This is a genomic window from Deltaproteobacteria bacterium (assembly GCA_023382265.1).
In the GTDB taxonomy this organism is placed as follows: domain Bacteria; phylum JAMCPX01; class JAMCPX01; order JAMCPX01; family JAMCPX01; genus JAMCPX01.
On record JAMCPX010000033.1, the window covers coordinates 1 to 14,618 of the forward strand.

The 14,618-nt window shown below is 43.0% G+C and carries 10 protein-coding genes; 5 read left to right on the plus strand and 5 right to left on the minus strand.

From position 1 onward, the window contains the following. The first annotated feature begins 228 nt into the window (after nt 1-228). From M1381_06430 to M1381_06450, 5 genes are read left to right on the plus strand one after another with little or no spacing between them, the layout of a single operon-like run. Nucleotides 229-711, plus strand: a complete 483-nt coding sequence (locus M1381_06430; protein ID MCL4478720.1) for an SCP2 sterol-binding domain-containing protein — start codon at nt 229-231, stop codon at nt 709-711. A gap of 21 nt (nt 712-732) precedes the next feature. Continuing rightward, the gene (locus M1381_06435; protein MCL4478721.1) at nt 733-1,968 is read left to right on the plus strand and encodes an acyl-CoA/acyl-ACP dehydrogenase; all 1,236 of its coding nucleotides are present in this window, start codon (nt 733-735) and stop codon (nt 1,966-1,968) included. A 4-nt stretch (nt 1,969-1,972) separates the two neighbouring features. Further along, nucleotides 1,973-3,556 (plus strand): AMP-binding protein, encoded by a 1,584-nt coding sequence (locus M1381_06440; GenBank protein ID MCL4478722.1) that lies wholly within the window; start codon nt 1,973-1,975, stop codon nt 3,554-3,556. 20 nt (nt 3,557-3,576) lie between these two features. Further along, a complete protein-coding gene (locus tag M1381_06445; GenBank protein ID MCL4478723.1) occupies nt 3,577-4,611 on the plus strand; it encodes a nitroreductase family protein in 1,035 nt (344 codons plus the stop codon). Then, on the plus strand, nt 4,608-5,846 hold the full coding sequence (locus M1381_06450; GenBank protein ID MCL4478724.1) for a thiolase family protein: 1,239 nt from the start codon (nt 4,608-4,610) through the stop codon (nt 5,844-5,846). The genes M1381_06445 and M1381_06450 overlap by 4 nt, the downstream gene beginning before the upstream one ends. A 228-nt stretch (nt 5,847-6,074) precedes the next feature. Here M1381_06450 and M1381_06455 read toward each other — a convergent pair whose 3' ends face one another. From M1381_06455 to M1381_06475, 5 genes are all read right to left on the minus strand, one after another. Continuing rightward, nucleotides 6,075-8,627 carry a carboxypeptidase regulatory-like domain-containing protein gene (locus M1381_06455; protein MCL4478725.1) on the minus strand — a complete coding sequence of 851 codons (2,553 nt, stop codon included), beginning with the start codon at nt 8,625-8,627 and terminating at the stop codon, nt 6,075-6,077. A 300-nt stretch (nt 8,628-8,927) separates the two neighbouring features. Further along, complete coding sequence (locus M1381_06460) at nt 8,928-9,746, minus strand: thiamine pyrophosphate-dependent enzyme (protein ID MCL4478726.1); 819 nt, start codon at nt 9,744-9,746, stop codon at nt 8,928-8,930. After that, complete coding sequence (locus M1381_06465) at nt 9,743-11,608, minus strand: 2-oxoacid:acceptor oxidoreductase subunit alpha (protein MCL4478727.1); 1,866 nt, start codon at nt 11,606-11,608, stop codon at nt 9,743-9,745. Before M1381_06465 ends, M1381_06460 begins: the two co-directional genes overlap by 4 nt. Beyond that, nucleotides 11,598-12,632, minus strand: coding sequence for an NAD(P)/FAD-dependent oxidoreductase (locus tag M1381_06470; protein ID MCL4478728.1), 1,035 nt, complete (start codon nt 12,630-12,632; stop codon nt 11,598-11,600). Before M1381_06470 ends, M1381_06465 begins: the two co-directional genes overlap by 11 nt. 2 nt (nt 12,633-12,634) lie before the next feature. Next, nucleotides 12,635-14,491 carry an FAD-dependent oxidoreductase gene (locus tag M1381_06475; GenBank protein ID MCL4478729.1) on the minus strand — a complete coding sequence of 619 codons (1,857 nt, stop codon included), beginning with the start codon at nt 14,489-14,491 and terminating at the stop codon, nt 12,635-12,637. Between the last annotated feature and the right edge of the window lie 127 nt (nt 14,492-14,618).

The window sequence follows — 14,618 nt, forward strand, 5'->3', positions numbered from 1 at the left end:
TGAAATCTTTGGTATGAAAGTATATATCAAGAACAAGAAAGGAGAGCTTATTACCCAACCCCATGATTAGATTTCTGGATGACAAGATGATACCTATTTCGGTTAGATTTTTACATGACTTGACAGGTCATTAAATTACGATCGCCCGTCTACATTTATTTACAATAAAAAAAGAATGACTTTCATGGTAATAAATGGTATGGTCTTTAAAATAATAAAGGTGGGAATATGCCCGTATTTAAAGATACGAACCATATGTATGATGTTCTTGGAGGTTTATGGAAGATCCTTTTCAATGAAAATGAAACAGAACGGTATACGGAATTTCTGACCAAATCGGGTTTTCAATCGGAAGAGATAAAAAAACTCCAGGAAGTTCGTATAGATGCGACAAAAAAATTTAATGATTCAGGGATCACCATTAGGTTTACATTATCCGATCCGGAAGGAACGATATGGGTAATCCATGGCGAAGACAAGCCAAGAGTTATTCTTGGAACCTATGATGGAAAACCCGATGTGGAAATGATCCTATCCTCTGATAACGCACACAAATTCTGGCTAAAGCAATTGAGTGTACCTGTTGCAATTGCAACCAGGAAGATCAAAACAAAAGGATCGGTAACAAAGGTCCTTGGAATGATTCCACTCGTCAATCCGATATTTGAACTTTACCCAAGGTATTGTAAAGAAAAAGGCATGCCTGTATAATAAAATAGGAGAGGAGTCATCATGCAATACAAGGAAATTAATATAAATCTGACCGATGATGAAATAGCAATAAAGAATAACGTACATAAATTTGCAATTGAGGTGCTCAGACCTGCGAGTATTGAGCTTGATAAATTATCACCGGAGAATGTCATAAAAAAAGATTCGATATTCTGGAGTACTTTAAAACAGGCTTATGCCATGGGATTGCATACTTTTTTGCTTCCTGAAAGTTATGGAGGTCTTGGATTATCTCCGCTCGCCGTTCATATTGTTGAAGAAGAGCTTGCTTATGGAAGTATTGATTTTGCAGTAGCACTCGGTGTTGCGACATTTCCTGCTTTTATTTCCATGTTAGCTCCAACAGATTATCTGATAGAAAACTTTATATATCCATATACAAAGGACAAAGAAGCAAAATTCATTGGATGCTGGGCGATTACCCAGCCCAATCGTGGTTCTGATACGCTGGCTGCAGGAACGGATCAGTTCAAGGATCCAAATATTAAAGGAGAGATTGCAGCAAAACTCGACGGTAATGAATGGCTGGTCAACGGTACTACATCTGCATGGGTTTCATGCGGTACAATAGCAACACACGCCGCTGTCTTCTTGAATATAGATCCGTCCATGGGAATGGCCGGCGGGGGGATATGCATCATCCCTACGGACCTATCTGGCGTAAGCAAAGGTAAACCATTGAACAAGATGGGTCAAAGGGCGCTTAACCAGGGTGAGATTATTTTTGATAATGTCAGGGTGCCGAAGGATAATATGATCATAGATCAGGAAGCTTATGAAGCAATGACAGACATAACACTTGCAGCGGCTAACGGCTCAATGGGTGCGTTTCTTACAGGTGTTGCAAGGGCTGCTTATGAAGAGGCATTAAACTATGCAAGGCAGAGGGTACAGGGCGGTAAGCTCCTGATAGAGCACGAGTTCATAAGACATAAGCTTTTACACATGTTTAAACTTGTTGAGGCTGCAAGGGCTTTTTCACGCAATGTGCTGGTATACAACCTTACCAATTCACCGCCTGATACAAAGTATTCCATAGCATCAAAGATATTCTGCACCGAAGCAGCCTTTAAGGTAGCCAATGAAGCATCCATGATCTTTGGCGGATACGGTGTTGCCAAAGAATACTATGTGGAAAAATTATTGAGGGACGCAAGGGCATCTCTTATAGAGGATGGCTCAAATGATTCGCTTGCCATTTTTGCTGGTGAACTGATCGAAAAAAGCGAAGAATAGTATTATGGATTTTTTATCAAACATCCTGCTTACAAAGAGTAAAGAGAGCCCTGATAAAGAGATTTTTATCTTTGAATACGGGGAACTCGGCGAAGAAAGGATTACCTATAATACCCTTTATAAAAATACACTCAGAACCGCCAATGAATTAAAACGAGTCAATATTGGAACGGCTGATTCATTTGCAATTATAATGAAAAATTACCCAGAGTTCATATATCTGCTGGGTGCTGCCTCTTTAATAGGTGCAACAGCCGTTCCCATAGATCCTCGTTCAAAAGGTGAGAGATTAAAATATATGCTGGGCATCTCTGACAGCAAGGTTGTTTTTTTAACAGAGGATTTATTGGAAAATCTCATAAACATCAAACCAGAACTGCCGAATCTCAAGCATATCTACATCCTTAAGAAACCCGGGATTCAATCAAACAGACATACAGGGTTTCCATATCTAAACGATGTTATTGAGAATGGCAATACTTCTGAGTTTGAACCCGTTATAACCGATAACCATCACCCGCTTGAAATTATCTTTACATCTGGTACCACGGGTGAACCTAAAGGGGTTGTTGTAAGGCAGGATCGGTTTGCAACTTATGCCCTACTTGCCCAAATGGTATGGGCATACACCGAGAACGATATTCTATACACAGGCCTTTCCTTTACCCATGGCAATGCGCAGGCAGTAACAATGCTTCCTGCAATTGCTTTAGGGGTAAAAGCAGTGATCAGTCCGCAGTTTACAAAGAGCAGGATATGGGATATTTGCAGAAAATACGGGATAACGACTTTTTCTCTTTTGGGCGGCATGATGTCGGGTATCTACAATGAACCGCCTAAACAGGATGATAGTGACAATCCCGTAAAAATTGTTTTAAGTGCCGGCACACCAAGGGCTATATGGGAGGCTTTTGAGAAAAGATTTAATGTCTTGATCCATGAATGGTATGGCGCTGTTGAAGGCAGTTTTGCACATAAAGCTGTTGGAGAAGGTCCTATCGGTTCTTTAGGTAAACCGCTTCCCGACATAATGGAGATGAAGATATTCGATGGTAATGACAGGGTGTGTCCGCCTTATGTTATAGGTGAGATTGTCTGGAGGATGACTGGCCAGGATGTAGAGGTTACATATTTTAAAAACAAAAAAGCATCAGAAGACAAAACAAAGGGCGGATGGTTAAGAACAGGTGATATGGGACATACAGATGAAAACGGTTACTTCTTTTTTGATTACAGGAAAGGCGGCGGTCTGAGAAGGATGGGTGAGTTTATACAGCCGGATTTTATAGAGAAGATTATAGGAGAACATCCGGATGTTTCCGAGGTATGTGTGTATGGTATACCCTCACCATTAGGTGCACCTGGTGAAAGCGATCTTGTTGCTGCAATTGTACCTTTTGAAGGTAGAACTTTAAACCCTTTCGACATATTTAAAATGTGCAGAAAGGAACTCACGCCCAACAGTATACCTTCATATATTCAAATAGTTAGTGAAATTCCCAAGACAATTTCTGAGAAGCCATTAGATATGGTTTTAAGTAAAAATTTTAATCCATCGGCAAACAATGTGTATAAAACATCTTATTAATAAGTCTGAAAGACAGGCATATGTTTCTTGAAAAATACAGAAATGCTTATGCACCAAAAACCGTATGGCCCAAATGGATAAATGATAATGATAAATGTCTGGGAGATAAATGTAAGTTTTGTTTTGAAACCTGTCCGACAGGCACTATTAAATGGGATCTGGCAACAGACAGACCATATATAAGAGGTATAGGCGGTTTTGAAAAGGCATGCCTGAATTGTTACAATTGCATAGCTGTTTGCCCTACGCAGTCAATAACAATGTCCGGAGAATACAGAGTTTTAAAAGGCAGGTACAAGACCGTAAAAGACACGACATTGAAACCGCCTACCCCTTTAAAAGATAAGCCGTTTCCTTTTAAAGAGATTGAAAAAGAGCTGACAGAGGTTGAGAAGGTTGTATATAAAAGGCGTTCTAACAGGATCTTCAAAGATAAGCCGGTAAGCGAAGAGCTATTACATAGGATACTGGAAGCAGGCAGGTATGCACCAACAGCAGGGAATAATCTGCCTTTTACATTTATTGTTGTAACAAACAGAAACCTGATAAGAGAGCTTGAAGTTAAGTCCATGAAGATATTGCGGTTATTCAAAAAAATGTATTTGAATCCGAACTTTATAAAACGCATTATAGTAACCATATCCAGCTATTTTATGTTAAATGAATGGGATCAAAGGCCTTTTTTTCCACTGGAAAAGTCAGAAGAGCGTGATGATAATCTCTTTTATGGGGCACCTGCAGTTATATTGGTACTCATAGATCACAGGGGTATAAGTAATCCCTGGCTTGACGCAGGGATTTGTGCCCAGAACATGATTCTGGTTGCCCACTCACTTGGGCTCGGCACCTGTTATAACGGTTATGCTGCAACAGCATTGAAATATTTACCGGGTATGAGAAAGCGATTTGGAATAGAGTATCCATGGAAGGTTGCAACAACTATTGCTGTTGGTTATGCAAGGGTAAAAACAGATAAGGCAATAGCGAGAGAGACAGTGCCTGTCAAATGGTTTAATGATAATTCTGTAACAAAAGGCGAAAAGGAAAATTTATGAGTAATGTTTATGTTATCGGCATTGGCATGATAAGATTTGGTAAATACGCAGACAAGACTGTTAAGGGTATGGCACGTGAAGCATTAGAACTTGCGTTAAAAGATGCAAACATTGAAAAGAAGGCATTAAACGCGGTTTTTGTGGCAAATTCTTACTGGGGCATATTTTCAAATCAGCATTCTATAAAAGGCCAGGTTATGTTAAGAGAAGCTGGTATTCAGGGTATTCCTATAACCAATGTAGAAAATGCATGTGCAGGTGCTTCAACAGCACTACACCTTGGATACATGGGTATAAGGGCAGGTATGTACGATGTGGTCCTCGCTCTCGGCTCAGAGAAGATATCAAGCCCGGATAAAATGCTTTCTCTGCAGGCTTATGCTTCATCAATGGATGTGGAAAGTATAGAGATGAATCTGCAAATGTACATGGAACTCAGTAAACAATTAGAAGGGGTAATACCTAAGGATCAATTACAGCCGGATGGGGATAAAAGTATTTTTATGGATGCGTATGCAATGGGTGCGAGATGGCACATGATGAAGTTCGGCTCTACACAAAAACAGCTTGCAATCATAGCGGCAAAAAACCACTGGCATGCATCCATGAATCCTCTTGCTCAGTATCAGAAGTCCATGACAGTTGACGAGATACTTAACGATAGGCTTGTATCTTACCCGCTTACCAGGGCAATGTGTGCACCGGTGGGAGATGGCGCTGCAGCAGCAATACTGTGTTCAGAGGCTTTTCTTGAAAAGTTGAGTAATCCAAGACCTGTTATTATAAGAGCATCTGTTTTAGGTTCCGGCACAGACAGGAACATGGATGCATCTGATATAGGTATGAGATTATCAAAACAGGTTTATGAACTCGCAGGACTCGGGCCCGAGGACATAGATACCGCGGAATTACATGATGCGACAGCGTATGGTGAATTACATCAGGCTGAAGCAATGGGATTCTGTCCATCCGGAGAGGGCGGAATATTGGCTGAAGCAGGAGCAACAAAGCTCGGCGGCAGGCTGCCGATAAATACCTCAGGCGGATTGGAATCAAGAGGTCACCCTGTAGGTGCATCAGGCCTTGCTCAGATATACGAGGAGATTGTACAGCTCAGAGGAGAAGCCGGTAAGAGACAGGTTGAAGGAGCAAGGATTGCTTTAACAGAGAATGGTGGCGGTTTTATTGGTGTGGAAGAGGCAGCCATGTGTATCAATATATTTGAAAAAGTCTGAATAAAATACCCTTTAAATAAACCCATGTCTTGATGCAATTCCTTGAATGAGGGTGGCTGCAGCTTTGTTGCACCCTTGTTGTTACGACTCGAAAAAATAACTTATGAATAATCTATATCGCAAACGGGTAAGCCATTGTTTGTCAAAACCCTTACTATAATGTCGTAGTCTTAATAAAAAAAAGGCAGGCGCAAGCCTGCCTTTTTGAATTCACATTGTTATACCTTGTTACGGTAACTGGTTCAGCGTGTTGTTCAGAATTGTAAGAACGTAAGTCGGGTTGTGTATTCCAAGACTGCCCTCACTGTCAACAAGTGCATAGTTCCAGCCTGCTTCCAAAACCGTCGTGGTTAGAGGATTTGCTGCACTATTGATCCAGAATACAGGACCCGGGGCAGAACCTGTTGTTGCTGTTATAGAACCAATCGCAAGTGTGAATGTTGCGTTAGAGGAATCCCACAACTGGTAGCCCTGCTGTCCGTGCACTTCCGAGAATGCTGCTGCCGTTACAGGAGTTGCGATTGTCTTTGTGTTTGAAGCCCATATTGTATAACCTGATGAAGCTGAAAAGTTGATTGCAGCAATTACAGTATTAGAAAGGTTCGTTTCAAGCTGATTCAGTAAACCCTGAACCTCTGTTTGTAAGCCGTAGCCTGTAACACCCGAACCATGACAGTTTGCGCAAAGCTGTCCCTGATCAGCGTTCGATATAGCAAACTCATGCGAATACGCAGCATTGTTCGGATTATCCGGATTAAGCTGCATGTGGCATGTTGCACAGGTATCTCCAATGTTTGCATGCTTGGACACGAAGATTGTGGTTGTTCCTGTAATGCCTGTGAAGTACGAGTTTTGTCCCATAAGTATATCAGCCTGTGATGGTGTGTGCGGTGCTGAATAATTCGAAATACCGGTTGAATCATTGTGCAAACCATTACGTGTGTTATGACACTGCATACATACTGCACCTGCCCCGACTGAGTTTACCGTAAACCCTGCTGCAAGTATTGTAGTGTCATATATCCTTAATTGATGTGGTAGTGAGTCATCATGCGGATCATGACATGCCTGACATGTCTGAGGCTGTACCTGCGAAACCGTAAGACCAATACCTGCAAGTGCGGTTATAGTCATACCTCCAAATCCCAATACGTTTGTCGCGCCTGTATAACCATACCCTGCAATCTGATCAAGATACGCAGCAAAACCCTGCGCTGAATGACATCTTCCGCAATGAGCTGCGTTGGGACTATTCTGAATAGTGCCTTCGTTCATAGCAAGATCATACTGTGCATGCGGTGACTGCTCCCACTGGGTACCCATAACGTGGTGTGTTGGCGCGTCGTGACACTGGTTGCAGACTCCTGCTGTCCATCCAACCCTTTCCTGCAGATCAAAAGAAAGTGAACTACTGTGATGCGCTAAAGAATTACTCGGTCCGTGGCAGTTTTCACACTGTATATTGGCAAGTGCTGAAACTGTAGGAGCTGTTGCAACCATGTTGTTCCAGTTTGATGGCTGAAGAATATGCGGGAATGTCCATCCATACAGTGCTGCAACATCATCGAACCCGTTGTTATTAGCTGTTGTAGCTTGATCAAATCCGACCGTGTGACATGGCTCGCATGACGATCCGTAATGGCTGCCAAGTACGCCGTTAATGCCGTTGGTAAACATGCTCGCATGGGGTGTTTGCGACCACGGAGCAAAATTGCCTGTTAAAGTACCATTATGACATCCTACACAATTAGTATAACCGCCCGATACAGGGGCTCCAACACCTACCCATGTACCTGCTACAATTATGAAGCTATTGTTATAGGTTGTTTCTGTTATGCCATATTTACCTGCCACATCAGGTGTAAATGTTACAATTGTATATGGGCCTCCCGCTACAGTTGAAGTTACTGCAGATGAACCTGCGGGCCTTACAAAAGAGAAGCTCGGTGTTGCCTCGGTAAAACTCAGATATACCGGAACGCCAACTGCCACATTTGCTATACCCGTCTGTTTATCACTTGCCCTTACTGTAACACTGGAGCTGCTCACTATACCCTTTGAGTTTGTCGCGGAAAGTGTAACCGTGTAACTGCCCATCTCATTATAGCTGATAGGGACGATGGCATCTCTGTTAACCAATAATCCGCCTACTGGATCCACCAAAGAAGGATTCATAGATGCCAGAGCTGCAAAGGTATCCGTTGTAAACGATGCGGACAAACAGCTCGTTGAGCCTGAAAGCACCGGAGCTGTTGATAAAGGTGATGATATAGTCCATTGGCAAGTGAACGGTAAATTATTAGGATCTGTCACATTTGCATTTAATGTAACATTAGATGCATAGCCGACATTCAACTTGTTTAAAAGGCCGGAGATCAACGGAGCCTGATAAGGCCCGTGGACTATAATGAGTTGGGTCGTCGATGTTACCCCTGCAACAACAGGTATTATGGATGATGTAAACTGATTATACCCTGAAGCACTTATAACAGCCTGATATGACCCTATTGGAATGTTTGAAAATACAAACCCTCCATTCGTATCGGTTGATACATTTGCTGCGACTGCAGGGTTTATCGCTACAGTAGCACCTGTTATAGGTTTTTGTGTTGCACTATCAAGCACAGTTCCAGATATACTACCCGTGCTTAACGCCGGTGTCCCTGGAGTTCCTGCCGCACCTGCCGGTCCGGTACTCCCATTACTACCACTACATCCTGCCGATAATACACCTGCAAGTGCCAAAAAACTTGCAAGTTGCACTACTCTTTTTAAATTCATACTGCCTCCTTAAATAGTTTTTGAACAATAAGAAGCAAGTTTTGTACCATTTGTGTAACATATTATTTTATCAAATATAATCATCGTTTCTTCTTTCATATTTAATAGATAATAGTGGGTAAAAGCACTCATATCTGGGTGATAACACACAGTTTAAAATTGTATTGATGAATAACAAAAGAAACTATTAACAAGAATAGTAAGGTCTCAACTTTATTTTTTTAAAATCGATTACCTGCTGTTCTCGTAATGTATCAATCAGTTTTAGTAGATTGGGTGTCTATCTATTACTTTATAGCCTTATTTTTGTTTGTATAAAATACCTGTGTATAGCTCGGAATTCCTTGCAATATCAAAGGCTTTGTCGAGATTGGTGTTATCATAGTCATGGGGAAGAGGTCTTACCCAGCTTCTCAGGTTGTCATAGAGATAATTAACTTTATCAAACGTAACGCATGGACTCATTATGTGTATAAAAGAGAATCCATTGTGTTTGATGCCCTCTTCAAACAATTTCTGCATCTCATCAGGCAGACCTGCAAACCCTCTTGCAACATACGTTGCACCGTAAGATAGTGCCAGCAATACGGGGTTCATCTTTGGGTCAGGATTTCCCATAGGGTGAGATCTTGTTACCTGATGCTGCGGGGTCATGGGACTGGTCTGTCCCTTCGTCAATCCGTATATGGCGTTGTCAAACAGAACGCATGTTATGTCTGGATTTCGTCTTATAGTATGGGGCAGGTGTCCTGCGCCTATACCGAGTCCGTCACCATCACCAATCAATGCAAGGACTGTCAATTCAGGTCTTGCAAGTTTTGCTCCGGATGCCACAGGAAGGGCCCTTCCATGGAGGGTATGCATGCCATAACCCCTTATAAAAAACGGGTACCGGCCGACACATCCGATACCTGATACAACTATAAGGTCTTTGGGCTTTATGTTTAGATTGCTGAGTCCGTTGGTTAGTGCGGTCTCTATGCCAAAATAACCGCACCCCGGACACCACGTAGGAAGTCTTTCAGACCTATACTGGAGCACACCTTTTTCTTTTATCTCCTGAATGTCATTGTCCGGGTAATACACCTCCGGTTTTACGTATTCATCTATTTTATTCATGGGATTTGTTCCTTTAACAATCTATTTATTTCTTCCTCTATCTCATCGTGCGTGATAGGCCTTGCTGCAACCTTGTCATACCTGTAGAATTTCCTCTGAAAGTGCATTAAAAGCCAGTTTGCAAATTGTCCCTCATAGTTCAGTTCCGGCACCAGCACCTTTTCGCAGTCGTCCAGGAATGCCTGTATCTCCTTTTCCCTGAGTGGATTAATAACGATGAGCTTGAGCATTGCTACGCTCTTCCCCTCCTTTAAAACACTGTCAAGTGCGTCTGCAACCGCACCTGCTGTCGAGCCCCATGATATCACACCAAGTTTTACCCTGCCCTTTGTACCTATTCTCTCCGGCGGTGGGACATCGTTCTCAAGTGCTGCCTGTATCTTACTGAACCTTTTTTCCGTCATCATTGTGTGAGAGCGTTCGTCATAAACAGGCGTTCCATACTCATTCTGCTCGAGCCCTGAAACAACCTGATACCCATTTTCCTGCCCTGGAAGCGCTCTTGGTGATATACCATCGTCTGTTATCTTCTGACGGAGATAAAGCTTCATATCTTCCTGTGCCGGGAATTTATTGCTGCCTTTTTTGTAATCCGGTAACGGGTCGAGAAAAACATTTCTGACAGATAATGATAAAAACAGGTCTATAAGAACAATTACAGGCATCTGGTACTTTTCAGCCATGTAGAATGCCTCTGCTGTCCATTGATAACATTCTTTGACGCTTGTGGGTGCTATAACAATGCGTGGTGTATCTCCGTTGCCTCCGAATAAAGCGTGGTTAAGATCGGACTGCTCTGTTTTTGTGGGCAGGCCTGTTGCAGGCCCTCCCCTCTGGCTGTCAACCACAACAATAGGATTTTCCGACATCACATTGTATCCTATGAACTCTGTCATGAGACAGAAGCCGGGTCCTGAGGTTGCAGTCATAGCCCTTACACCTGCAAATGCAGCACCTGTAACATGACCTATGGCTGAGATCTCATCCTCGGTCTGCACGACAACACCGCCGTGCTTCGGCAGTTCTGTAAACAGAACCTCCATGATCTTCGTTGCAGGCGTAATAGGATATCCTGCATACAGCTTGCACCCGGCATCAATGGCCCCCTGTGCAACAGCCTTGTTCCCGTCCATCAGTTTGTAGCCTTTCCTGTCCACCGACAGCCTTTCAAAACTGTAGGGATCGAGCTTTACAATATTTTCAGTCACATACCTGTACCCTTCTTCAAATGCAGCAACAATGGCGTCAACACTCTTATCTTTTTTCCCGAGCTTTGCAGTGAGATTATTTATAAATTCTTTTTGGGGTATGTTAAACAGTGCTGCAACAGAGCCAAGAATAACTATGTTTCTTGACCTGGACTCATTTGTTGTTTTCTGGCTCAATTGGTAAAGAGGTACGCCGTAAAGATACATACCTGGTCCAAGATGCCCTGCAATACTTATATTCCCGTTTGTAACCTCTTTCCATCCCTCTTTTTCCGTGTATACACCGGGACCGAGTTGGTGTTTGCCCGCTTGATCTTCATCGTATGGCAAATCTTCATAAGTAATATCCCTCGGTCTGTTATCAAATATGACGACACCTTCATCGTTTAAACTTTTCAGCTGCTCGAGGGCGTACCGGTCATTCAAAGAAATTAGTATGTCGACCTTGCTGCTGAGGCTGAGCATGAATTCCCTGCCGGCCCTCATGTGTGCAACAGTTTTGCCGAATCCCCTTATCTCCGCAGGATAAGCATCAAACGATATGACATGATACCCGATATCGGACAGGGTCTTTATCAGTATCTCGCCTGCTGCAAGCGACCTGTCCCCGGAGCTCCCGCATATTTCGATTGTCAGGCTTTTTTTATATGTCAATTGAAAATCCTTTCCACCCGTAGGTAATAAAATCTTCTCCCTCGATCGTTATCTTGCCGGGTTCAGCAAGGCTTACAACCTTTCTTTCATCGAGCATGTTTCTTGCAGATATGTTTCCAAGCATCTTTGCATTTATCTCCCCGGTTGTCTGACGGTAATCCTTCAATTCAGGATAATAAACAGTGGCGCATTCCCCTGCTGCCCATACATCCTGTGCACTTGTATGCATGTATTCATCGACGAGTATGCCGGTCTGAATATCTATACCGCTCCCATCAAGAAAATCTATGTTAGGGACCATACCGGAGGTGAGAAACGCAAGGTCTGTTTTTACGATTTTACCATTCTTTGTCATGACATTAAGACCTGTACCGTCCTTTACAATCTCTGTTGTCACATCATCAGCAATCACCTCAATGTGTTTCTTTTGAAGACTTTCCATGAGTTTGCTCTTTACTGTTTCATCATACTCAAGTGGCCAGAAATTATATTCGTTAAGTATAAAAGTAACCGATTTGCCTGATTTTAACATTGCTCCGGCAAGATGCAGAGCAATGCAGTCCCCTCCGACCATTGTTACATGCTTAAATTTCCATAGCCTATCCCTTATTTTCAAGGCATCAACGGCATCTGTAAATACCGTAAGGAGATTTTTGTATCTTGACAGGGATTCAGGCAGTTTTGGCTTTGCCCCTGATGCAACAAGGAGCCTGTCATAATGTATACGTTCGTTGTGTGCCAATATAAGCTCGTGTTTTTCCGGAATAACTTTTGTAACGGTCTGGTTAAGCCTAAGCTTAATATTATTCTGCTTGTACCATGTGTACGGGTATAAGTAGAGGGAGGTTATATCCTTTTTATCCAGCAGGAAAGCGGCAAGAAGGCTGTGATCAAAGTAGTGTGTGGGTTTGGATGATATGATTATTATTTCAGCATCATGGTTTCCTTTTCTGAGTGTCTCGGCAGCGCTGTTGCCTGCATGGCCGTCGCCTATGATAACATATTTTAAAGACTTTTTTGCCATACCTATACCTCTACGTCCTGCTCTATAAGCTCAGCCTTGACAACATCTATGCACTCCACCGGACATACCTTCTTGCAATTACCGCATCTTATGCAGTTGTTGTTGTCGATAACAATGGCGCTTACCTCCTTCCAGTTATCCGTAGCAATCAGTCTCTGCCTGCCGTCCTCTTCCGTTATAACGTCCTTTGTTGTATGTATGCAGTTTGTCGGACATACATCCATGCAGTACCGGCAGTATATACACCTTGTTACATCTATCTCGAACTTGAGGTAGCACAGGTAGCATCTTTTTGCCTCTTCCTTGCCAAGTGTCCTGTTAAGTCCGAGTTCTACCTCTACCTGATCTACACGTTCCTTTACCGGAAGCGTAGGCATGCTCTGCCTTGGAATAAAATCCCATGCCCGCTCCCTCTGTTTTTCTGAGTATTTCTCGAACCTTACAACCTTTTTTCTCCGTGTCCTGTCTACAAGATATCTGTCGATACTCCATGCAGCAATGCGTCCGGATGATATAGATTCTATGACAGTGGATGCACCGGTTCCGAAATCACCTGCAGCAAAAAGACCTTTTACGTCCGTTGCTGAGCTTGACCTGTCAAATGTTATCATGCCGTTCTTTTCAAGTTTTAACACACTTTTTACAAAACCAGTTTCCGGCCTCTGGCCTATGGCATAGATTATACTATCTGCCTCATCCGTAAAATCTGACCCCTTTATCGGTACAGCAAGCCTCTCACCTTTTTCACCGTACCCTCCGAGCCTGTTTCTCCTGAACCTTACAGCAAGACCGTTACCGGAACGCTCAATCTGCTCTATTGAAACAAGCCCCCTTATCTCAACATTTTCGGTCTTCACCTCGTTGAGTTCATCCCTGTTTACCGTGATGTAATCCTCTGTTGTAAGCACATTTATAATCACCCTTTTTGCACCAAGCCTCAGCGATGTTCTGGCACAATCCATGGCTGTATACCCGCCGCCCACAACAAGGACCTTACTGCCTACAAAAACGTCCCTGCCAGAATTCGCATCCATCATAAAATCAAGACCCGAGTAAACATGATCGAGTTCTTGACCTTTTATGCCGAGCTTGTTCGGACTGTAGGTGCCTGTGGTAAGCAGCACAGCATCGTAGGCATTAAGAAGTTCCTCAAGTTTTATATCCCTGCCCACACGCACACCTGCATTCAGATCAACACCGAGCCTGAGTATGTTTGAGATCTCAACATCCAGTATGTTCCTTGGAAGCCTGAATTCCGGTATGCCGTATCTGAGCATGCCTCCGGGGTGTTCAAGCGCCTCATATATTGTTACCTTATGACCGAATATGGCAAGATCGTGTGCAGCACCAAGACCCGAAGGTCCGGAACCGACAACAGCGACTTTCTTACCGGAAGGTCCAAACATAAATTCTTCTATGCGGTGCCCTTCGGGCTTAAAATCGCTTGCAATCCTTTTCAAATGGCATATTGCAACCGATTCACCAAAACCGGGCCATCCGTGCCTGCATGCGAGTTCGCAGGGCCTTGAGCAGATCCTCCCGAGCACGCCTGGCAGGATGTTCACATAACGGTTGATCTCGTAAGACCTGCCGTATCTTTCCTGATAATCGGCGTATATATAGCCCGGAATGTTTGTTAATGCAGGGCATGCTGTCTGGCATGGAACATTCTCCCTCATCCATGCAAAGTCCTTTTTGTTGGTTGAGAAAAAAACAGTCCTCTCGACCCGGCGTGCAGCTGTCAGGTGATCGAATGATTCTCTCTCAGACGAAAGATATGTTTTTTCTTCTTTCATATTCTTTAACCCAACTCCCTTCTCTACCAGTCTTGCCAATATAATGATTTTTTTGTTTACCATCAATATCTTTTAAAATCAATAAAAATTAAGGGTCTTAGAATATTTATAACAAGCATAACACAGGGGTCCGGCTCAGATAACAGATTCTTAAGCGAGGGGCGTGGCTTGTATAATTTATTAGCCAGGT

What these genes read in the sequence shown, in the direction of transcription:
- M1381_06430 (MCL4478720.1), top strand. Translation starts at nt 229, where the DNA reads ATGCCCGTATTTAAAGATACGAACCATATGTATGATGTTCTTGGAGGT.
- M1381_06435 (MCL4478721.1), top strand. Translation starts at nt 733, where the DNA reads ATGCAATACAAGGAAATTAATATAAATCTGACCGATGATGAAATAGCA.
- M1381_06440 (MCL4478722.1), top strand. Translation starts at nt 1,973, where the DNA reads ATGGATTTTTTATCAAACATCCTGCTTACAAAGAGTAAAGAGAGCCCT.
- M1381_06445 (MCL4478723.1), top strand. Translation starts at nt 3,577, where the DNA reads ATGTTTCTTGAAAAATACAGAAATGCTTATGCACCAAAAACCGTATGG.
- M1381_06450 (MCL4478724.1), top strand. Translation starts at nt 4,608, where the DNA reads ATGAGTAATGTTTATGTTATCGGCATTGGCATGATAAGATTTGGTAAA.
- M1381_06455 (MCL4478725.1), bottom strand. Translation starts at nt 8,627, where the DNA reads ATGAATTTAAAAAGAGTAGTGCAACTTGCAAGTTTTTTGGCACTTGCA.
- M1381_06460 (MCL4478726.1), bottom strand. Translation starts at nt 9,746, where the DNA reads ATGAATAAAATAGATGAATACGTAAAACCGGAGGTGTATTACCCGGAC.
- M1381_06470 (MCL4478728.1), bottom strand. Translation starts at nt 12,632, where the DNA reads ATGGCAAAAAAGTCTTTAAAATATGTTATCATAGGCGACGGCCATGCA.
- M1381_06475 (MCL4478729.1), bottom strand. Translation starts at nt 14,491, where the DNA reads ATGGTAAACAAAAAAATCATTATATTGGCAAGACTGGTAGAGAAGGGA.